Source organism: Dyella sp. 2YAF14 (assembly GCF_052114725.1).
Classification (GTDB): Bacteria; Pseudomonadota; Gammaproteobacteria; order Xanthomonadales; family Rhodanobacteraceae; genus Dyella.
Window position 1 is genome coordinate 100,747 of record NZ_JBFRFH010000006.1, and the last position, 20,851, is coordinate 121,597.

General features: G+C 64.9%; 17 protein-coding genes. 7 read left to right on the forward strand and 10 right to left on the reverse strand.

The window, feature by feature from the left end; genetic code table 11:
* The first annotated feature begins 20 nt into the window (after window positions 1–20).
* The 3 genes from mtnA to gyrA all read left to right on the forward strand — a co-directional run bounded on the left by mtnA (window position 21) and on the right by gyrA (window position 4,174).
* Window positions 21–1,034 carry an S-methyl-5-thioribose-1-phosphate isomerase gene (mtnA, locus tag AB4Y82_RS11680; protein WP_441604080.1) on the forward strand — a complete coding sequence of 338 codons (1,014 nt, stop codon included), beginning with the start codon at window positions 21–23 and terminating at the stop codon, window positions 1,032–1,034.
* Window positions 1,031–1,441 (forward strand): GtrA family protein, encoded by a 411-nt coding sequence (locus AB4Y82_RS11685; protein WP_441604081.1) that lies wholly within the window; start codon window positions 1,031–1,033, stop codon window positions 1,439–1,441. Before mtnA ends, AB4Y82_RS11685 begins: the two co-directional genes overlap by 4 nt.
* A gap of 138 nt (window positions 1,442–1,579) precedes the next feature.
* Window positions 1,580–4,174, forward strand: coding sequence for a DNA gyrase subunit A (gene gyrA, locus AB4Y82_RS11690; RefSeq protein WP_441604082.1), 2,595 nt, complete (start codon window positions 1,580–1,582; stop codon window positions 4,172–4,174).
* Window positions 4,175–4,228: 54 nt separating this feature from the next.
* On the opposite strand, the gene AB4Y82_RS11695 is transcribed toward gyrA, so the two are convergent.
* Together AB4Y82_RS11695 and AB4Y82_RS11700 are read right to left on the reverse strand one after the other, a co-directional pair.
* Complete coding sequence (locus tag AB4Y82_RS11695; protein ID WP_441604083.1) at window positions 4,229–4,609, reverse strand: DUF427 domain-containing protein; 381 nt, start codon at window positions 4,607–4,609, stop codon at window positions 4,229–4,231.
* Between the two features lie 112 nt (window positions 4,610–4,721).
* Window positions 4,722–5,201: a peroxiredoxin gene (locus AB4Y82_RS11700; RefSeq protein ID WP_441604084.1), complete on the reverse strand. Its 480-nt coding sequence runs from the start codon at window positions 5,199–5,201 to the stop codon at window positions 4,722–4,724.
* A gap of 224 nt (window positions 5,202–5,425) precedes the next feature.
* Here AB4Y82_RS11700 and AB4Y82_RS11705 point away from each other — a divergent pair, with 224 nt between their 5' ends.
* The gene (locus AB4Y82_RS11705; RefSeq protein WP_441604085.1) at window positions 5,426–6,334 is read left to right on the forward strand and encodes a DnaJ C-terminal domain-containing protein; all 909 of its coding nucleotides are present in this window, start codon (window positions 5,426–5,428) and stop codon (window positions 6,332–6,334) included.
* A gap of 65 nt (window positions 6,335–6,399) precedes the next feature.
* Here the strand turns inward: AB4Y82_RS11705 and pilH are convergent, their stop codons facing one another.
* The 8 genes from pilH to AB4Y82_RS11745 all read right to left on the reverse strand — a co-directional run bounded on the left by pilH (window position 6,400) and on the right by AB4Y82_RS11745 (window position 16,390).
* A complete protein-coding gene (pilH, locus tag AB4Y82_RS11710; RefSeq protein ID WP_121880941.1) occupies window positions 6,400–6,765 on the reverse strand; it encodes a twitching motility response regulator PilH in 366 nt (121 codons plus the stop codon).
* A gap of 72 nt (window positions 6,766–6,837) precedes the next feature.
* On the reverse strand, window positions 6,838–7,845 hold the full coding sequence (locus AB4Y82_RS11715; protein ID WP_441604086.1) for an oxidoreductase: 1,008 nt from the start codon (window positions 7,843–7,845) through the stop codon (window positions 6,838–6,840).
* Window positions 7,846–7,875: 30 nt separating this feature from the next.
* Window positions 7,876–8,472: a TIGR00730 family Rossman fold protein gene (locus AB4Y82_RS11720; RefSeq protein ID WP_441604087.1), complete on the reverse strand. Its 597-nt coding sequence runs from the start codon at window positions 8,470–8,472 to the stop codon at window positions 7,876–7,878.
* Window positions 8,473–8,711: 239 nt separating this feature from the next.
* A complete protein-coding gene (gene lpdA, locus AB4Y82_RS11725; RefSeq protein WP_441611287.1) occupies window positions 8,712–10,136 on the reverse strand; it encodes a dihydrolipoyl dehydrogenase in 1,425 nt (474 codons plus the stop codon).
* 147 nt (window positions 10,137–10,283) lie between these two features.
* Window positions 10,284–11,486, reverse strand: coding sequence for a 2-oxoglutarate dehydrogenase complex dihydrolipoyllysine-residue succinyltransferase (odhB, locus tag AB4Y82_RS11730; RefSeq protein ID WP_441604089.1), 1,203 nt, complete (start codon window positions 11,484–11,486; stop codon window positions 10,284–10,286).
* A gap of 82 nt (window positions 11,487–11,568) precedes the next feature.
* Entirely contained in the window at window positions 11,569–14,415 is a 2,847-nt protein-coding gene (locus AB4Y82_RS11735) for a 2-oxoglutarate dehydrogenase E1 component (RefSeq protein ID WP_441604090.1), read from the reverse strand.
* Window positions 14,416–14,666: 251 nt separating this feature from the next.
* Entirely contained in the window at window positions 14,667–15,200 is a 534-nt protein-coding gene (locus AB4Y82_RS11740) for a DUF7931 domain-containing protein (RefSeq protein WP_441604091.1), read from the reverse strand.
* Complete coding sequence (locus tag AB4Y82_RS11745) at window positions 15,197–16,390, reverse strand: JmjC domain-containing protein (protein WP_441604092.1); 1,194 nt, start codon at window positions 16,388–16,390, stop codon at window positions 15,197–15,199. The genes AB4Y82_RS11740 and AB4Y82_RS11745 overlap by 4 nt, the downstream gene beginning before the upstream one ends.
* A gap of 224 nt (window positions 16,391–16,614) precedes the next feature.
* Between AB4Y82_RS11745 and AB4Y82_RS11750 the strand changes: the two genes are divergently transcribed.
* From AB4Y82_RS11750 to AB4Y82_RS11760, 3 genes are read left to right on the forward strand one after another with little or no spacing between them, the layout of a single operon-like run.
* Window positions 16,615–18,387 (forward strand): assimilatory sulfite reductase (NADPH) flavoprotein subunit, encoded by a 1,773-nt coding sequence (locus AB4Y82_RS11750; RefSeq protein ID WP_441611289.1) that lies wholly within the window; start codon window positions 16,615–16,617, stop codon window positions 18,385–18,387.
* Between the two features lies 1 nt (window position 18,388).
* Window positions 18,389–20,083 (forward strand): assimilatory sulfite reductase (NADPH) hemoprotein subunit, encoded by a 1,695-nt coding sequence (cysI, locus tag AB4Y82_RS11755; protein WP_441604094.1) that lies wholly within the window; start codon window positions 18,389–18,391, stop codon window positions 20,081–20,083.
* The gene (locus AB4Y82_RS11760) at window positions 20,080–20,802 is read left to right on the forward strand and encodes a phosphoadenylyl-sulfate reductase (protein ID WP_441604095.1); all 723 of its coding nucleotides are present in this window, start codon (window positions 20,080–20,082) and stop codon (window positions 20,800–20,802) included. The genes cysI and AB4Y82_RS11760 overlap by 4 nt, the downstream gene beginning before the upstream one ends.
* The last annotated feature ends 49 nt before the right edge of the window (window positions 20,803–20,851 follow it).

Here is a 20,851-nt window from a genome sequence, read left to right on the forward strand (position 1 = left end):
CATCGCTGGGTTTTTGCTTTATGGATTACGACCGTTACGACCGCATCCGTGCCGTGCAGTGGCAGGGTGACCATCTCCGTTTGCTTGATCAGCGCCTGCTGCCGCAGGAAGAACGCTGGATCGACTGCGCCAACGCCGCCGATGTCACCCAGGCCATCAAGGACCTGGCTGTGCGCGGTGCGCCGGCGATCGGCATCGCGGCGGCGTGGGGTGTGGTGCTGGCGGCCAAGCAGGGTCAACCGCTGGAACCGGCGCTGGCCATGCTGCGCGCAGCCCGTCCCACCGCGGTCAACCTGATGTGGGCGCTGGATCGGATGAAGTCGCGCATCGCCGCGGGCGCCGATGCTGCCGCACTCGAACGCGAAGCCCAGGCCATCCAGGACGAGGACCTCGCCGCCAATCGCCATATGGGCGAACTGGGTGCGGCCTTGATCGCGCCGCATTCGGGCGTGCTCACGCACTGCAATACCGGCTCGCTGGCGACGTCCGGTTTCGGCACGGCGCTGGGCGTCATCCGCGCAGGCGTGGCTGGCGGTCGCATCGAGCAAGTGTTTGCGGGCGAAACGCGACCGTGGCAGCAGGGCGCGCGCCTGACCATGTGGGAGCTGGTGCGCGACGGCATTCCCGCCAAGCTGATCGCCGACTCCGCCGCGTCGCATCTGATGCGTTCGGGTGCGGTGCAATGGGTGATTGTTGGGGCCGATCGCATTGCCGCCAATGGCGACACCGCCAACAAGATCGGCACCTACCAGCTCGCTATCGCGGCACGCCATCACGGCGTGAAGTTCATGGTGGTGGCGCCGTCGTCGACGGTCGATATGGCGACCGCGTCGGGTGACGACATCGAGATCGAACTGCGCGATTCGGCGGAGCTGTTGGCGGTGGCCGGCCGCCGCACGGTGGTGGAAGGCGCCGATGCGTGGAATCCGGTATTCGACGTGACGCCGGCCGAGCTCATCGATGCCATCGTCACCGAGCGCGGCGTGATCGAGCGTCCGACCACCATCGCCATGCAGGCGCTGTTTGGTCGATGAAGCTATCCCGGCAATTCTTCCTTTTCACCATCGGTGGCGTCATCGGCTTCATCGTTGACGCCGGCCTCGCCCAGGCTCTGGTGAGCTGGAATGGCTGGAATCCGTATTACGCGCGTCTGGTCTCCATTCCGTTGGCGGCCACCGCAACGTGGCTGTGGAATCGCCGGCAGACCTTCAAGCACAGCGAAAGCGGGCGCGGGCTGTTCTCCGAATGGCTGCACTGGATGGCCCTGATGGGCGTGGGCGCCCTGGTCAATTACGGCACCTATGCCGCGCTTTTGATGGGCTTTCCGATGCTGCACCGCTGGCCTGCCATCGCCACCGCGGGCGGTTCTTTCGTGGCTGCCGTGTTCAATTTTTCGACAGCGCGCCTGATGCTTTTCAAGGGCGCCAAAACGTCCGCGTAAGCCATTGATCCATATAGTGAAAATACTGTGAATCCCGCGTCAAACGTGGTACACTTCACGGGTTATCTCAAGGCAGCCCGCGCCTAGTTCCTGGGGGAGCGCGCCGGGGCCCTCTACCTTCATCATGGAAGCCGATTGATGGCAGAACTCGCCAAAGAAGTCATTCGCGTCAATATCGAAGACGAGATGCGTCAGAGCTACCTCGATTACGCCATGAGCGTGATCGTGGGACGCGCCCTTCCCGATGTCCGCGATGGTCTGAAGCCGGTCCATCGCCGCGTTCTGTTCGCCATGAACGAACTGGGCAATGCATGGAACAAGCCCTATAAGAAATCGGCCCGCGTGGTCGGTGACGTGATCGGTAAATACCATCCGCATGGCGACTCGTCGGTGTACGACGCGATCGTGCGCATGGCCCAGCCGTTTTCGCTGCGCTACATGCTGGTCGACGGCCAGGGTAACTTCGGTTCGGTCGACGGCGACAACGCGGCAGCGATGCGATACACCGAGGTGCGCATGTCGCGCCTCACGCAGGAGCTGCTCGCCGACATCGACAAGGACACTGTCGACTTCGGTCCCAACTACGACGAAAGCGAACACGAACCGCTGGTGTTGCCCACCCGCGTGCCGAACCTGCTGATCAACGGCTCGGCCGGTATCGCCGTGGGCATGGCCACCAACGTGCCGCCGCACAACCTCACCGAGGTGGTGTCGGCCACCATCGCGCTGATCGACGAGCCCACGCTGTCGATCGACGATTTGATGCATTACATCCCCGGTCCGGATTTCCCGACCGCCGGCATCATCAACGGTTCGTCGGGCATCGTCGAGGCGTACCGCACCGGTCGCGGCCGCATCCTGGTGCGCGCACGCGCCGAGATCGAAACCGAGTCGAACGGCCGCGAAACGATCATCATCCACGAGCTGCCGTATCAGGTGAACAAGGCTCGCCTGATCGAAAAGATCGCCGAGCTGGTCAAGGAAAAGAAGCTCGAAGGCATCAGCGAACTGCGCGATGAGTCCGACAAGGACGGCATGCGCGTGGTCATCGAGATCCGTCGCGATTCGATGGGCGACGTGGTGCTCAACAACTTGTTCCAGCAGACGCAGCTGCAGGTTACGTTCGGCATCAACATGGTCGCGCTTCTGGACGGCCAACCGCGCCTGTTGAACCTCAAGGACATTCTCGAGGCCTTCATTCGCCACCGCCGTGAAGTGGTGACGCGTCGTACCATCTTCGATCTGCGCAAGGCTCGCGCCCGTGCGCACATCCTCGAAGGCCTGACGGTTGCGCTGGCCAATATCGACGAGATGATCGAGTTGATCCGCACATCCGCCTCGCCGGCCGAAGCGCGCGAGCGCATGCTGGCGCGCAAGTGGCAGCCGGGCATGGTCGCCACGCTTCTGGAAGCGGCCGGTGCTGAAGCCTCGCGTCCGGAGGACATGGATCCGCGCGAAGGTCTCAAGGCCGAGGGTTATCAGCTGTCCGAAGTGCAGGCGCAGGAAATCCTCGCCATGCGCCTGCATCGCCTCACCGGCCTGGAGCAGGAAAAGCTGTCCGACGAGTACCGCCAGGTGCTGGAGACCATTCGTGGTCTGATCGAAATCCTGGAAGACCCGGCGCGTCTGCTCACCGTGATCCGCGATGAACTTGAAGCAGTGAAGGAAGAGTTCGGCGACAAGCGTCGCACCGAGATCCAGCATTCGCAGGAAGACCTCAACGTCCTCGACCTGATCGCGCCGGAAGACGTGGTGGTCACGCTGTCGCACACCGGTTACGTGAAGCGCCAGCCGGCCAGCACGTATCGCGCGCAGCGCCGTGGCGGCAAGGGTCGTTCGGCCTCTGCGCTGAAGGACGAGGATTTCGTCGAGCAGCTGTGGGTGGTCAACACCCATGACACGCTGCTCACCTTCACCAGCAGCGGTCGCGTCTACTGGCTCAATGTGTATCAGCTGCCGGAGTCCGGCCCGAACGCGCGCGGCAAGCCGATGGTGAACCTGCTGCCGCTGGGTCCGGGCGAGAAGGTGCAGGCGGTGCTGCCGGTGCGTGAATACACCGAAGACCAGTTCGTGTTCTTCGCCACTAAGCAGGGCACGGTGAAGAAGACGCCGCTGACCGAGTTCGCGTTCCAACTGCAGAAGGGCAAGATCGCCATCAACCTCGACGAGAGCGATGCGCTGGTCAACGTCGCGCTCACCGGCGGCAACAGCGATGTGCTGCTGTTTGCGTCGAACGGCAAGACGGTACGCTTCGATGAATCCGAAGTGCGCTCGATGGGCCGGACGGCCACCGGCGTGCGTGGCATCAAGCTTGGCGAAGGCGCCGAAGTGGTCTCGCTGATCGTTGCCGCCGAGGGCGATATCCTCACCGCGACCGAGCGTGGCTACGGCAAGCGCACCACGCTTGACGAGTTCCCGAAGAAGGGCCGCGGCACCCAGGGCGTCATCGGCATCCAGTGCTCCGAGCGCAACGGCAATCTGGTCGCTGCCATCCAGGCCAGCGAAGCGCACGAGCTGATGCTGATTTCCGACCAGGGCACGCTGGTGCGTACCCGCGTGGCGGAAGTCTCGCAGCTGGGTCGCAACACCCAGGGCGTCACGCTGATCCGCCTGCCGTCCGACGAGAAGCTGGTGAGCGTCGTGCGTCTCGATGCGGAAGTGGAAAACGGCGAAGTCGAGGGCGAAGAAGGCCCGATCGATGCCGCTCCGGAAGCACCTGCCGACGGCGAGTGAGCCTTGCTCGCTTGGTGAAAAAACCCCGGCTACGGCCGGGTTTTTTTTGCCTGGTTAGCCCGGCGTCACTTCGACCGCATCCACACGCGTGCCGTAGAACGCCACGTAATCCTTGATCGGCGTCACCGAGTCATACGGATGTTCATACGTCCAAACCGCGTTCGTGCCGCGGTCGCCTGCGGAGGGAATGCTGAAGTAGGAAGCGTCGCCCTTGTACGGGCAATAGGTGTTGTGTTCCGTGCGTTCGAGCAGGGACATGTCCACATCCTCGCGCGGGATGTAGTGCACTACAGGATAGTTCGCTTCCTGCAGGCTCAGCGAACGTCGCGTATCGGCAACGACGCGATCTGCCACGCGCACGACGACGTGGTCTTTGCTCGGCGTCACCTCGATCGGATGATCGGGTCCGGGAATGCGCTGAACTCGGCTGGACATGGCGTGGCTCCGCTTTGATGGGAACTGAAGGGTCCAACGTTACTCGCCGTCACGACAAGAAACAGTGCAGCGGATGTTCAACGCCTGGGACGCCGCACCAGCGGCGCCGTTATCAGCCCAGCGCTTCCAACATGGCTTCCGCGGTGGAAACGCGGAATTCACCGGGCGCTTCGACCTGCAGCTGCTTCACCACGCCGTTCTCGGCATACAGTGCGAAACGTCGCGCGCGCAGGCCCATGCCGTAACCGCTGCCATCGAGTTCGAGCCCGAGCGCCTTGGTAAACGCACCGTTGCCGTCTGCGAGCATCCACATGCCTGCCGGCACGTTCTGCGAGGCGGCCCAGGCTTGCATCACGTAGGCGTCATTCACGGCCAGGCACATCACTTCCACGCCGCGCTGCTGGAACTCGGCGAAATGCTTCACATAGCCTGGCAGATGCTTGTTGGAGCAGGTGGGCGTGAAGGCGCCCGGTACGGCAAACAGCACGACCTTCCGGTCCGCGAACAAGGCGCCTGTCTGGGCGGGTTCGATGCCATCGTGGACGACGCGGATCTCGACGTCGGGCAGGGTGTCGCCGACCTGGATGCTCATGGCAGAGTGCCAGTGATGATGGGGAAGGAGGCGATGCTAGCGCCATGGGGCCGGCTTGTCGCCTTGAATCACGCCGTTTTCGCACCCATGTGGTCGACCATAGCGACGCAGGCGGGGCCTCGCCATGCGTGACCCATGCGAGCCGGGCGAAGGGTGCCGGCCGATGGGTGCAGATCGAGCGTTCCGCCCGTGAGTCTGGGCGGCTGAATTGCCGGGGAGTGGCAGTGGAATTCAAAGATTATTACGACATCTTGGGCGTGAAGCCGGAAGCGACCGAGGCAGAGATCAAGACTGCCTATCGCAAGCTGGCCAGGAAGTTTCACCCCGACAAGAACAAAGACGCGGGAGCGGAAGAGAAATTCAAGGCAATCAACGAAGCCAACGAAGTGCTGCGCGACACGGAAAAACGTCGTGCCTACGATGAGCTGCGCGCTGGCGGCTACCGCGGCGGCGAACAGTTCCGGCCGCCGCCGGGCTGGAACCAGAACCACGGCTTCGATTTCGGCGGCGACGGCGGCGGCGACTTCAGCGACTTTTTCGAAAGCCTGTTTGGCGGACGCGGCGGAGCTGGCCCCGGTCCGCGCGGCGCGCCACGCGCGCGTCGTGGCGGCGATGTGCATGCGCATGTGCAGATCGATCTGCAGACCGCTTTTGACGGCGGTCGCACGCGCCTGGCGCTGCAGGATGGCAGCGGTGGCGAGCGCGTATTGGAAGTAAAGATTCCAGCAGGCATCCAACCAGGTCAGGTGATACGTTTGGCTGGGCAGGGCCATAGTGGTTCGGGTGGCGCATCCAACGGCGACCTGCTGCTGGAAGTGGGCATACGCGATGATGGCCGCTTCCGTCTGGACGGCCGAAACGTGCTGCACGTGCTGCCGATTGCGCCTTGGGAAGCCGCGTTGGGCGCCACGGTGCCGGTGCCGACGCTGGCCGGCACGGTGGATCTGCGCATTCCGGCAGGCTCGCAATCGGGTCGCAAATTGCGCCTGAAAGGGCGCGGCCTTCCCGGCGCGCACCCCGGCGATCAGCTGGTGGAGTTGTCGATACGTGCACCGCTGGCGGACACTGATGCGCAGAAGAAGGCGTACGAAGCCTTGCGTGAGGAGTTTGGCGATTACGATCCGCGGCATTGAGCCCCAGCGATCCAACGAAAAACGGCGCCCGAGGGCGCCGTTTTTCATGAAGCCAGCCGCGTCGCTTACGCCGGCAGCAGTTCCTTCAGCGTGCTCACCAGCTCTTCCTCACGGATCGGCTTGGTCACATAGGCCTTCGCACCCTGGCGCAGACCCCACACCTTGTCCGTTTCCTGATCCTTGGTGGTCACCAGCACGACCGGGATGTGCTGGGTGTCCGGATCCTTGCTGATGGTGCGCGTGGCCTGGAAGCCGTTGAGGTTGGGCATCACCACGTCCATCAGGATCAGGTCGGGGCGCTCGCGCCGGGCAGCCTCCACACCGGCGGCGCCGTCCTCGGCGGTCAGCGCTTCATGCCCGAGCTTTTCGACGATGCGCTTGATGCCCAACAGCTGCGACGGCGAATCGTCGACGATCAGGATGCGTGCCATAAGGTGGAATTCCCCTTGTTGTTTCGTTGGATTCTATGACGCTGAGGCAGAGCTTCCAAGCTGAGCGTAAGCTCAGCTTGCGCTACCTACGCGTACTACGGTACGCCCAAACGAATCGCCCGCAAGCATGCGGGGAAATGCGTCGGGCAACTGCTCCAAAGTGACTTCGCGCGTGGCGATGCGCTCAAGATGTTGCGGTTTCCAGTCGCTGGACAGCCGTTCCCAGACGCGGTCGCGCAGGTCGCGCGCCGTGCCGGCGGAGGCAATGCCCAGCAGGCTGGCGCCACGGATGATGAAGGGCATTACCGTGCTTTCGAAGCCGATGCCGCCGGCATTGCCGCAAATGGCGACGTTGCCGTAGGGCGCGATCAACGGCAGCAGGCCGGCCAGCATGGCGCCGCCGACGTTGTCGAGCGCGCCACCGAAGCGCGCCGAATCCATCGGCTTGCCGCTGAAAACGAGCTGGTGGCGATCGATGCACTCGGCCGCGCCGAGGTCGCGCAGGAAGTCGAAATGGGACGCCTTGCCGCTGATCGCATGCACAGCGTAGCCGGCGCGCGTGAAGATATCGATGGCCAGCATGCCCACGCCGCCGCTGGCGCCGGTGACGGCGAGCGGGCCCAACGCAGGCGTCTGGCGGTTGTCTTCCATGCGCAGCAGGGCAAGCGCGGCGGTAAAGCCGGCCGTACCGATGATCATGCTGTCGCGCAGGCTCAAACCCTTGGGCAGGTGGATGGTCCACGCCGAGGGCAGGCGGATGTATTCGCCATAACCGCCATCGCGCGTTTCGGACAGGCCACTGCCGGTGCAAAGCACGGCATCGCCTTCCTTGAAGGCCGGGTCGGTCGAGGCGACGACGGTGCCCGACACGTCGATGCCGCCATTGAGCGGGTACTGGCGGAGGATTTTGCCCTTGCCGGTGCCGGCCAAGGCGTCCTTGAAATTGATCGACGAATAAGCGACCTGCACCAGCACTTCGCCGGGGCTCAGCGCATCGGCGGCGAGGGTTTCGATGCCGCCGCGATAGCCGGCGTCATCGTTATGGATACGGAAGGCGCGAAAGGCGCTGGGTGTACTCATGGCCAATCCTTAAAAGGCGTCGTGCCGGGGTCAGGCTTTGACGCTGCTGCGGTCGATCCATTTGGGCGTGTGGACGCCCTCGTAGCTGTCCAGCCAGTCGAACAGCTGCGCCATGTCCTGTCCGAACCATACACTTTCGCGCTGCTCGGGGCGCACGAATCGTTCGGTCACCATGTGATCCATCATGGCGCGCAGCTGTGTGTAGTAGCCGCGTACGTCGTAGAAGGCGCAGGGATAGCGGTGCAGGCCCAGCTGGGCCCAGGTCAGCATTTCGAACATCTCGTCCATGGTGCCGTAGCCGCCGGGCAGGGCGACAAAGGCATCGGACAACTCGAACATGCGCGTCTTGCGCTGATGCATGGTGTCTACGACTACCAGCTCGCTGAGGCCGACGTGGGCCACTTCCAGATCGACCAGCTGGCGCGGAATGACGCCGATTACCTTGCCGTCGGCGGCCAGTACCGCGTCGGCCACGGTGCCCATCAGGCCGACTTTGCCGCCGCCATAGACCAGCGCGATGCCGCGGCGGGCCATTTCCGTACCGAAGGCACGGGCCTGTTCGACGTATTCAGGGTGACTGCCGCTGCTGGAGCCGCAGTAGACGCAAAGGGCGGTGGGTTGGGGCATGGGGATCGACGAACCTGTGGGAATAAATTCGTCATTCCGGCGCAGGCCGGAATCCAGTGGCGGCAATGTTGGGTTGTCGCGTAGCCGTTGGTCGGCCCTTTTTCGCGATAACCGTGCGTTGCGGCTCCTGGATTCCGGCCTGCGCCGGAATGACGGAAAAAACAAAACGGCCCGCTCATGTTGCCACGAGCGGGCCGCGGATTCCGTGTCGCCTGCCGTGAAGGCGCGGCGCGGTGTCCTCAGTTGCCCTTGTGGATGGCGCGCTTGTCGACCGACAGGGCGGCCTCGTGCACGGCTTCCGAGAGCGTCGGATGCGCGTGGACGATGCGGGCCAGGTCTTCGGAGGAGCCCTTGAACTCCATCGCGACCACGCACTCGGCGATCAGCTCGGACACGCCCGGGCCGACCATGTGCACGCCCAGGATGCGATCCGTCTCGGCATGAGCCAGCATCTTCACCTGGCCGATGGCCTCGTTCATGGCCACGGCGCGGCCGATGGCGGCGAACGGGAAGGTACCCACCTTGTACGGGATGCCTTCGTCCTTCAGCTGCTTCTCGGTCTTGCCGGCCCAGGCGATTTCCGGCTCGGTATAGATCACCCACGGCACGGTGTCGAGGTTGATGTGGCCAGCCTTGCCGGCGATCCACTCGGCCACGGCCACGCCTTCCTCGGAACCCTTGTGCGCGAGCATCGGGCCGCGCACGGCGTCGCCGATGGCCCACACGCCGTTCACGCCGGTGTGGTTGTGCTCGTCGACCACGATGCGGCCGCGCTCGTCCAGCTTCACGCCCGTGTCGGCGGCCAGCAGGCCGTCGGTGTAGGCGCGGCGGCCCACGGCGACCAGCAGCTTGTCGACGGTGAGCTCGTGCGCGCCGTCCTTGTCTTCATAGGTCAGGGCGACTTCGTTGCCCTTGATCTCGGCCTTGGTGAGCTTGGCGCCGAGCTTGATGTTCAGGCCCAGCTTGCCGAATTCCTTGAAGGCGATCTTGGCGATGTCCGCGTCGGCCACGCTGAGGAAGTCCGGCAGCGCTTCGAGCACGGTCACGTCCGAACCCAGGCGCTTCCACACGCTGCCCAGTTCCAGGCCGATCACGCCGGCGCCGATCACGCCCAGGCGCTTGGGCACTTCGGTGAAATCCAGTGCGCCGGCGTTGTCGATGATGAACTTGTTGTCGAACTTGGCGAACGGCAGCTCGATCGGCACGGAGCCCGAAGCGAGGATCACGTTGGTGGCGCTGATGGTCTGCTTGGAACCGTCGTTGCCGGTGATTTCGACGTCGTTGCCCTTGAGCAGCTTGCCGGTGCCGAAGAACGGCGTGACCTTGTTGGCCTTGAACAGCTGGCCGATGCCGCCGGTGAACTGCTTGACGATCTTGTCCTTGCGGCCGATGAAGGTGCCCAGGTCAACCTTGGCGCCTTCCACCGTGATGCCGTGCACCGGCAGGTTGTGCGCGATGTTGTAGTACTGCTTGGACGAATCGAGCAGCGCCTTGGACGGGATGCAGCCCACGTTGAGGCAGGTGCCGCCGAGAGCCTGCTTGCCGTCCTTGCCGACAAACGCGTCGATACACGCGGTCTTCAGGCCCAGCTGCGCGGCGCGGATCGCGGCCACATAGCCGGCCGGGCCGGCGCCGATGACGATGACGTCGAATTTTTCGCTCATGATGTTTCCTAGCTGTGTGACGGGCCGGGGAGCTCGTCACTTATGAAGCGGGAGATATGTGCGGCGAGCGTGGATTCAATGCCAACGCTCGCCGCCAGAGCTTCGTTACCTGGTTGCACGGATCGCCGAGACGATCCGTACGCGCGATCAGATACCGAGCAGCATGCGCTGCGGATTCTCGAGCTGGTTCTTGATATCGACCAGGAACAGCACCGCGTCCTTGCCATCGATGATGCGATGGTCGTAGGACAGCGCCAGGTACATCATCGGGGCGGCGATCACCTGGCCGTTCTCGACGATGGCGCGCTCCTTGATGGCGTGCATGCCCAGGATGGCGCTCTGCGGCGGGTTCACGATCGGGGTCGACAGCAGCGAACCGAAGGTGCCGCCGTTGGTGATGGTGAAGGTGCCGCCCTGCAGGTCGTCCAGGCCCAGCTTGCCGTCACGCGCCTTCTTGGCGTAATCGACGATGCCGCGCTCGACGTCGGCGAAGTTCATGTCCTGCACGTCGCGCAGCACCGGCGTCACCAGGCCCTTGTCGGTGGACACGGCGATGGAGATGTCCTGGTAGCCGTGATAGACGATGTCGTTGCCGTCGACCGAGGCGTTGACCAGCGGATGGCGCTTCAGCGCTTCGGCAGCGGCCTTGACGAAGAAGCTCATGAAGCCGAGCTTGACGCCGTTGGCCTTCTCGAACGACTCGCCCAGCGCCTTGCGCATCTTCACCACCTCGGCCAGGTTCACTTCGTTGAACGAGGTGAGCATGGCGATGGAGTTCTTCGACTGCATCAGACGCTCGGCGATGCGTGCGCGCATGCGGGTCATCGGCACGCGCTCTTCCGGACGCGAGCCCGGGGTCGGCTTGGCAGCCGGCGCAGCGGCGGCCGGAGCGGCGCCACCCTTGCCGACGTTGAGCAGGTCTTCCTTGGTCACGCGGCCGTCGCGGCCGGTGCCGGCAACCTTCGATGCATCGATGTTCTGCTCGGTGGCTACGCGCAGGCCGGCCGGCGACAGGTCGGCATTGCCGGCAGCGCCAGCCTTCGGCGCGGCGGGTGCAGCAGCCGGGGCAGCGGCAGGGGCGGCAGCGGCCGGAGCCGGTGCAGCAGCGGCGGCGCCTTCCTCGATCACCGCGATCACCTGCTGGCTGTTCACGGTGTCGCCGGACTGGAACTTGATTTCCTTGAGCACGCCGTCGACCGGCGAGGGCACTTCGAGCACCACCTTGTCGGTCTCGAGGTCGACCAGGTTTTCGTCACGCTTCACCGCTTCGCCGGCCTTCTTGTGCCAGGTAGCGATGGTGGCGTCGGAGACGGACTCGGGCAGGACGGGAACTTTGACTTCGATAGACATGTGGATTCCTTGGATAAGTGCGCTCATCCCTGAACGCTAAAAAGTGGAAAAGCGGCCATCCATGGCCGCACTTTTCAGGATTTTATTCTGCGGAATGGTCGGTGCCGACCGGCGTAACCAGCGCCTGCTCAACCAGCGCCGCCTGTTCGACGACGTGCGTGCTGAGATGGCCGGCAGCCGGTGCCGGCGAGCGCGCGCGACCCGCGTACGAGAGGCTCTGCTTGCTGTTGATGCAGGCCTGCAGGTGATGGCGGATCTGGAACCAGGCGCCCTGGTTCATCGGCTCTTCCTGGCACCACACCACTTCCTTGGCGGCGGCGTACTTCTCGAGCTCGGCAGTGACTTGCGGACGCGGGAACGGATACAGCTGCTCCACGCGGACGATGGCCACGTCGGTCTGGCCGCGCTTTTCGGCGTCTTCCAGCAGGTCGTAGTAGACCTTGCCCGAGCACAGCACGACGCGCTTGACCTTCTTGGCGGCCAGCTCGCGATGCTCCGGGATCACCAGCTGGAAGCTGCCGTTGGCCAGCTCGTCCAGCGAGGACACGGCCAGCTTGTGGCGCAGCAGCGACTTGGGCGTCATCACGATCAGCGGCTTGCGCGTCGGGCGCACCATCTGGCGGCGGATCATGTGGAACGCCTGGGCCGGCGTGGTGGGCACGCAGACCTGCATGTTGTCCAGCGCGCACAGCTGCAGGAAGCGCTCGAGGCGGGCGGAGGAGTGCTCCGGGCCCTGGCCTTCGTAGCCGTGCGGCAGGAACAGCGACAGACCGCACAGGCGGTTCCACTTCGATTCGCCCGAGCTGATGAACTGGTCGATGACGACCTGGGCACCGTTGGCGAAGTCGCCGAACTGGCCTTCCCAGATGTGCATGGTGTACGGGTCGGCGGTGGCGCTGCCGTACTCGAACGCCATGACCGCTTCTTCGCTCAGCAGCGAGTCGATGATCTCGACGTCGGCGCCGCTGCGCACATCAGCCAGCGGCATATAGGTGTAGCCGGTCTGCTGGTCATGCAGCACGGCATGGCGATGGAAGAAGGTGCCGCGGCCGACGTCCTGGCCCACGATGCGCAGGTTGTAGTTTTCGTCGATGAGCGAGGCGTAGGCCAGGTTTTCGGCAAAGCCCCAGTCGCCTGGCTGCTCGCCGGCGGCCATCTTGGCGCGGTCTTCGTAGATCTTGGCCACGCGCGACTGCAGGGTCAGATCCTTGGGCATCTTGAGGATCTGGTTGGCCAGCTCCACCAGGCGCTGCTTGGAGTAACCCGTCGGGGTCTCGGTGGACAGCTTGCCGCCGATGAACCGGTCCCAGTCGACTTCGATGTCCTTCACCAGCGAGCTGGTCAGCTCGGTCATCGGCTCGCCGGCCTCGAGGCGGGCGCGGTAGTCCTCGAACATCTTCTGGCCGTCGCCTTCGGCGATCACGCCTTGCTTCACCAACTCCTGCGCATACAGGTCGCGGGTGGTCGGGCGCTTGCGGATGATCTGGTACATCACCGGCTGGGTGGCTGCCGGCTCGTCGGCTTCGTTATGGCCGTGGCGGCGGTAGCACACCAGGTCGAGCACGGCGTCCTTGCGGAACTGCTTGCGGAAATCGTAGGCGAGGCGGGTGGCCTGGATCACCGCTTCCGGGTCGTCCCCGTTCACGTGGAACACCGGCGCGTTGACCATCTTGGCCAGGTCGGTGCAGTACAGCGTGGAGCGGGCGTCCTGCGGGTTGGAGGTGGTGAAGCCCACCTGGTTGTTGATCACGATGTGCAGGCTGCCGCCGATCTTGAAGCCGCGGGCCTGGGACATGTTGAACAATTCCATGTTCACGCCCTGGCCGGCCAGCGCTGCGTCGCCGTGCACCAGCACGGCCATCGACTGCTTTCGCTCGGTGTCGCGGCGGCGGACCTGGCGCGCATGCACCGAGCCAGCCACCACCGGGTTGACGATTTCCAGGTGCGACGGATTGAACGCCAGCGCCACGTGGGTGCCGCCGTTGGGCGTCTTGACGTCGGCGGAGAAGCCCATGTGGTACTTCACGTCGCCCGAGTGCGCCGGATCATCCGGGTGGTCGAACTTGCCTTCGAACTCGTTGAACAGCGTGCGCGGCGGCTTGCCGAGGATGTTCACCAGCATGTTGAGGCGGCCGCGGTGGGCCATGCCGATCACGACTTCCTTGATGCCGTTGTCGCCGGCGGCGCGGACGATGTCGTCCACCATCGGGATGAAGCTGTCGCCGCCTTCCAGCGAGAAACGCTTCTGGCCCACGTACTTGGTGTGCAGGTAGCGCTCGAGGCCTTCGGCAGCGGTCAGCTCGGCGAGCACGCGCTTCTTGCCCGCGGCGTCGAGGCCGGCGGTGCCGTTGGCCTGCTCCAGGCGGGTGTAGATCCAGTTGCGCTGCTCATGATTGCTGATGTGCATGAACTCGACGCCGAGGGTGTTGGTGTACACCTTCTTCAGTCGGGCAATCAGCTCGCGCAACTTCATGCGCTGGCCACCGCCGGCAAAGTTGCCGCAGTCGAACTCGGTGTCCAGGTCGGCATCGGACAGACCGTGGAACGAGGGTTCCAGATCCGGAGCCGGCAGCTTCTCGGCCAGGCCGAGCGGGTCGAGGTTCGAGGCCAGGTGGCCGCGCGAACGGTAGGCGGTGAGGATGCGCAGGACGCCGGCCTGCTTGCGGGCGTGGGCGTCGTCGACCGGAGCGCCGGCGACGGCAACCCCGTTTCGGCGCTGCTTTTGTGCGGCCTCTATACGCGCAATGGCCGCAGAGTGGGGAACGTCCCCTGACTCGCGGCCTTTGAAAGTCTCGAAGTATTTGCTCCAGGTAGCTTCGACCGACGAAGGGTCTGCCAACCACGATTCATAGAGCTGTTCAACGTAATCGGCGTTACCGCCGGCGAGTTGGGAGGATTCGAAAAACTCGCGGATCAGATTAGTGCTCACGTCACCACCGGTGAGGAAGGGAAGCAGCAGCCGTTCCGACCGGGGTTGGCCGGATGGCTGGGAAAAATCCCGTTAATTATAGCCTTGGGGTGCTGCGACGCGGCAACCCAGGTTGCACCTCTAAGTGGGGTCGATGATCGATATTTCGAGTTATCGGGTACCGACGATCGTCGTAGAGCGCGGATTTGCATCGTTGAAAGCGCGTTTGGCGCCGATGTCACCGCCCGGCGCGACGGGAGGCTTCCGTTCAGTTACAGATCGAGCGGCAGCCAGGCGGTGGCGCGTGCCGAGCGCTCCCACACTTCGTTGAAGTGCTGCAGCAGCGGCGCCTGCGCGGCCCGATCGGCGAGCGCGGCGCGGCCGTCGGCGCGGCGGGCATCGGGCAGGAACAGATAGCCGCCTTGATCCGTGAGCAGGTAAGACGAGGCGTAGGCCAGGTCGACTTCTTCCAGCGGCGTGCGCACCAGCACGATGCTGGACAGGCGCTGGGCCAGGGCCACCAGCCGATGGTTGTCGCGCAGTGCGTCCTCCGGCGCATGCAGGATCAGCCGGATTTCGGCGCCGCGGCCGGAGGTGGCAAGGCGCCGAAGCTCGGCCAGCTCGGCGACGCCGCCATAGACATCGTCGCTCAGGACCGGCTGGTAGATCGCGATCCGTCGCCGGGCTGCAGTCAGCAGACGAAGGCGGGCATCGGCCAGTTCGGTGCGGTCGCGCACGGGCAGGGGCGGCGTGGCCGGCCCTTCGCCCGCGTTCGGTGCATCGTCGTGGGCGTCCCGCTCGCTCATCGGCGGCGCGGCTTGTGGGCGACCAGGTGGCCGTCGTTGACCAGGGTGAGCAGCAAGGCGAGCTCGGCTTCCGGCACCTTGGTGCCCGGGGTGAGTTCGCGCTCGGCACACAGGCGCTCGGCGACATCCACCGACGTCGGGTAGGCATGCCCGTTGACGAACAGCATGGCGCCTCGCTTGGCGCGCGCCCAGGCCATGCGTGCCCAGGGGTGGCGCAGCAGGGCGGCGCCTGCGTCCAGTTGCTTGCGCAGGGCGGCTTCCGTCAGTTCCTTTTCCGGCGGCACAGGCTGCTGGGCGCTACGGTAGCGGGTGATGAAGCGGCCAAACCAGTCGGTGAGCGTGGCGTCGTCCAGCGCTGCGGCAAACGGCAGGGCCTGCTTGAGGCGTGCGAGCGCGGCGCGGTCGATTTCGCCGACGGCCTTGGCCGGGGTCAGGTCGGGATCGGTGTAGCGCAGCTCATCCGGCAGGCGTTCGGCCAGATAGTCGGCGAGGTCGCCGGTCAGCTCGGCCTGCGACGGCGCACGCATGCCGACCGAGATGGTCAGGCACGGTCCCCCGAACGCGATGCCGTCGTGCGGCACGCCCGGCGGCAGATACAACATGTCGCCCGGTTCGAGCAGCCACTCGTGGTCTGGCTCGAAGACCTGGAGCTGCTTCAGTTCCACGTCCGGGCGGAAATCCTTGGGAGCTTCGGGGTTGGTGTCGATCGCCCAATGGCGCTGGCCCAGGCCCTGCAGCAGGAACACGTCGTACTGGTCCACGTGGGGGCCGACGCCGCCGCCGGGCTCGGCGTAGGAAATCATGATGTCGTCCAGGCGCCAGCTGGGCAGGAAGTTGAAGTCTTCCAGCAGCGCGGCCACGTCGGCATCCCATTTGTCCACATCCTGCACCAGCAGGGTCCAGTTCTTGTCCGGCGTGCTGGCGAAGTCCTTTTCGGTCAGGGGACCGGTCTTGACCTTCCAGCGGTCGCGGCCTTCGTCGTGGATGATCAGGCGCGACAGCGCGGTTTCTTCCATCGCCAGGCCGGCGAGGTCGTTCGGCTCGATCGGCGAGGCGAAATCAGGAAACGCCTGGCGGATCAGCAGCGGGCGCTTCTGCCAGTAATCGCGCAGGAACTGGGCGGGACTCATGCCCAGCGGCTGCTTGGCGCTGCCGCGGACTTCGATGGGGAGGGTGGGGGACTTGGTCATCTGCCCATTCTAAGCGAAGGCGATGACGGTCCCGTTGATCGTCGTCAGGGGAAAAGCCACGGCGGGTCGGTCAGGGCGGCCTGCCTGCCGGAAATGAGCCGACGGACATATGGTTATGCCAACACGTCCTTTCACATGACAAGAGGTGATGACTAGTTTGAGTGTCCAGGTGTCTGGACGTCCAAAGGTGGACAGTGAACGCGGTCGTCGCAACGCAAGCCGGTATGGGCTCCATCGATGGCGACAAGTTGTCGGCACTGGAGCGCCTGGCCGAGGGGCTGAGTCCCGCCGAGCTCTACTGGGTCGCGGCCTGGAGCGCGGCTCGCGCCGACCAGCTGCAGCGAGGCATCGTGCCGTTGCAGGCGGCCAAAGCCATCGGCGAGCGGCTGACCATTCTGTACGGCAGCCAGACCGGGCAGGCCAAGCGCATCGCCACCCAACTCAGCGCCCGTGCGGAAGCTGCCGGGCTGGCGGTGCGCCTGGTGCGGGCCGATGGCTACGCCCAGCGCGATCTGGCCAGGGAAACGCATCTGGTCGTGGTGATCAGCACTCAGGGCGATGCGGAGCCACCAGACGATGCCCGCGGCCTGGTGGAGTTCATCCTGGGCAAGCGCGCGCCCAAGTTGCCCGGCCTGCGCTACGCGGTGCTGGGGCTGGGCGATTCGAGCTATCCGCAATTCTGCGCCATCGGTCAGCAGCTCGATCAGCGTTTTGCCGAACTCGGTGCCTCGCGTCTGGCGCCGCTGGGCGAAGCGGACGTGGACGTCGACGCGGTCGCGGTGCCATGGACGGAGCGCACGCTCGAACAGGCCAGGCAGGCGCTTGGTACAACCCAGCCGGCGGCACGACTGGCGACGCTGCAACCGGTGCCTTCGCGCGCCAGCCATCATCGGGATCGCCCGTTTGCCGCGCCGGTCCTCGACAACCAGCCGATCGTGGCGCGCGACGCCGGCCGGGACGTACGTCATGTGGAGTTGTCGCTCGAAGGATCGGGCCTGCGTTACGAGCCCGGCGACGCCGTGGGCGTGTGGCCGCAGAACCCACCTGCGCTGGTCGATCGATGGCTGAACCTGCTCAAGCTCGACGGCGAGCGAGCGGTGTTCCACGACGGTCGGGAGTTGCCATTACGTCAGTGGCTGACGCACGAGCGCGAGCTCACGCGCCTGAGTCGGCCGGTGATCGCCGCGGTGGCCGATGTGAGTGGCGATCAGGAACTCGCGGGGCTGCTGCGCCCCGATCAATCCTCACGCCTGGCCGCGCTGTTGGCGGACGAACAACCGATCGACCTGTGGCGTCGCCATCCCGAGGGTTGGTCAGCGGACGAACTGGTGGCCGCACTGCGTCCGCAGACGCCGCGCCTGTATTCGATTGCTTCCAGCCAGAAAGCGGTGGGCGACGAAGTGCATCTGACTGTGGCCGTGATCGATTACCAGGCACATGGCGAACAACGCTGGGGCGCGGCGTCTTCCTTCCTTGCCGCTTCGACCGACGAACGCCGCGTGCCGATCTTCATCGAAGAGAACGAGCGCTTCCGCCTGCCCCGGGACGATAGCCGCGACGTGATCATGATCGGCCCGGGCACGGGCGTGGCGCCGTTTCGCGCCTTCGTGCAGGAGCGCCGCGAAACGGCTGCGCGTGGACGCCACTGGCTGTTCTTCGGCAACCGTCACTTCACCAGCGAATTCCTCTATCAGACCGAATGGCAGGCAGCGCTGCGCGATGGCTCACTGGATCGGCTCGACCTGGCGTTCTCGCGCGACAGTGACGCCAAGGTCTACGTGCAGCAGCGCGTCCGTGAACAGGGCCGTGATCTCTATGCGTGGCTGCAGGAGGGCGCCCACATCTACGTGTGTGGCGACGCCAACCATATGGCCAAGGACGTTCATGCCGCCTTGATCGACGTGGCGGTGACGCACGGCGGCCAATCGCACGAACAGGCGAAGGAATGGCTGTCCGGTTTACTCCAGCAGGGCCGCTACGCCCGCGACGTGTACTGATATGACGACACCGCTCTCCGATTTCGAACGCATCAAGGCTGCGAGCCGCCAATTGCGCGGCGGCATCGTCGAAGGCCTGCGCGATCCGGTCACCAACGCGATCAGCGACGATGACAACAAGCTGCTGAAATTTCACGGCAGCTACCAGCAGGACGATCGCGACCAGCGCGAGGAACGCCGCAAGCAGAAGCTCGAGCCAGCGTTCTCTTTCATGCTGCGCGCACGCCTGCCGTCCGGCGTGGTCACGCCCACGCAATGGCTGGTGTTCGATCGTCTTGCGCGCGACTACGCCAACGGCACGTTACGCATCACCACGCGCCAGACGTTTCAATGGCACGGCATCATCAAGCACAAGCTCAAGCCCACCATTGCCGCCATCCACGACGCCTTGGCGACCACGATCGCCGCTTGCGGTGATGTCGTGCGCAATGTGGTGAGCACCGCCAATCCGGTGGAATCGAGCGCCCACGCGCTCGCCTATGCGTGGGCGACGCGACTCTCCGAAGAACTGTCGCCGCGTACACGCGCCTATCACGAGATCTGGCTCGACGGCGAACCGCTGGTCGACGAGCCGGAAAACGAAGAGCCGCTGTACGGCCGCACTTATCTGCCACGCAAATTCAAGATCGGCCTGGCTGTCCCGCCGCTCAACGATGTCGATGTCTTCGCGCAGGATCTGGGTCTGATCGCGATCATCGAGCATGGCGAACTGAAGGGCTTCAATGTCGCCATCGGCGGCGGCATGGGCGCGACCCATGGTGATCCGAGCACGTATCCGCGGCTGGGAACGATCATCGGCTTCGTGCCGCCGGAACGCCTGCTCGCCGTGTCCGAAGCCATCGTGACGGTGCAGCGCGACTGGGGAAACCGCAGCGAGCGCAAGCATGCACGCCTGAAATACACGCTCGATCATCGCGGCGTGGACGTCTTCAAGGCGGAAGTGGAACGGCGCGTGAGCTTTGCGCTGGAAGCGGAGCGTGACTACCACTTCGACCACAACGGCGATCGCTACGGCTGGATCGAAGGCGAGGATGGGCGCTGGCATCTGACCCTGCAGATCGAATCGGGTCGGCTTGCGGATGTGGGCGAGCGTCGCTGGCTCAGCGGATTGCGCGAGCTGGCGAAGATCCACGAGGGCGATTTTCGCCTCACCTGCAACCAGAACGTGATTGTCGCCAACGTGAGTACGGATCAGCGTGCGCGCATCGACGCGATCGTCGCGGCACATGGGCTGGATGGTTATCGCACCGACAGCGGTGTCCGCCGTCACGCCGTGGCCTGCGTAGCGCTGCCCACCTGCGGCCTGGCGATGGCGGAAAGCGAACGGTATCTGCCCGATATCCTGCCCAGGCTGGAAGCACTGCTGGAGTCCTTCGGTCTGCGCGACGCGCCCATCCTGCTGCGACTCTCCGGTTGCCCCAACGGCTGCTCTCGCCCGTATCTGGGCGAGATTGCCCTGGTCGGGCGTGGACCGGGCCGCTACGACCTGCGACTGGGCGCGGATTTTCGTGGCCAGCGACTCAACCAGGTCTATCGGGAGAACGTCGACGAGCCGGCGATCCTCGATGCATTGTCGCCGCTGTTCGCACGTTACGCGGATGAGCGGGTAGTCGATGAGGGCTTCGGTGATTTCCTGCTGCGCAGCGGCGTGATCGCCGCATCGACACGGCAGATCCCGTTGGAGGTGGTGGCATGAAGCAGGCGCTGCTCGAGGATGCGCAGCACGGCGAGCGCGCTCTCGATGAATTGAATGTGTGGCTGGGCGGTCTGCAGGCGGAGCAGCGGGTGATCTGGGCACTGGCCCATGCACCGGGTACGCATGTGCTGTCGTCGAGCTTCGGCGCGCAGGCGGCGGTGTCGCTGCACCTGTTGACGCGGCAGCGGCCGGATCTTCCCATCGTGCTGATCGACACCGGTTATCTGTTTCCCGAGACGTATCGCTTTATCGACGAGCTGCGCGAGCGACTCGGGCTTAACGTCAAGGTGTATAGCGCGGCGGAAAGTGCTGCCTGGCTCGAAGCGCGGGAAGGGCGCTTGTGGGAGCAGGGCGTGGCGGGCATCGATCGCTATAACCAGCTGCGCAAGGTGAGACCGATGCAGCGAGCGCTGAGCGAACTCCAAGCGGGTTCGTGGTTCGCGGGATTGCGTCGCAGCCAGGCACGCACGCGCGCTGCCATTCCCTATGCCGAGCGTCGCGACAACCGCTGGAAATTCCATCCCATCGCGGACTGGACCGATCGCGACGTGGGCCTGTACTTGCGCAAGCACGGCCTGCCGTACCACCCATTGTGGGAGCAGGGCTACATCTCCATTGGCGACGTACATACCACGCACCGCTGGGAGCCTGGCTCCGAGCTGGATGCCACCCGTTTCTTTGGCCTGAAGCGCGAATGCGGGCTTCACGGCCTGGCCTGACCGAACACCCTAAGAACCGCCCCGGCGCACGCCGCCGGTTTTCGCCCCG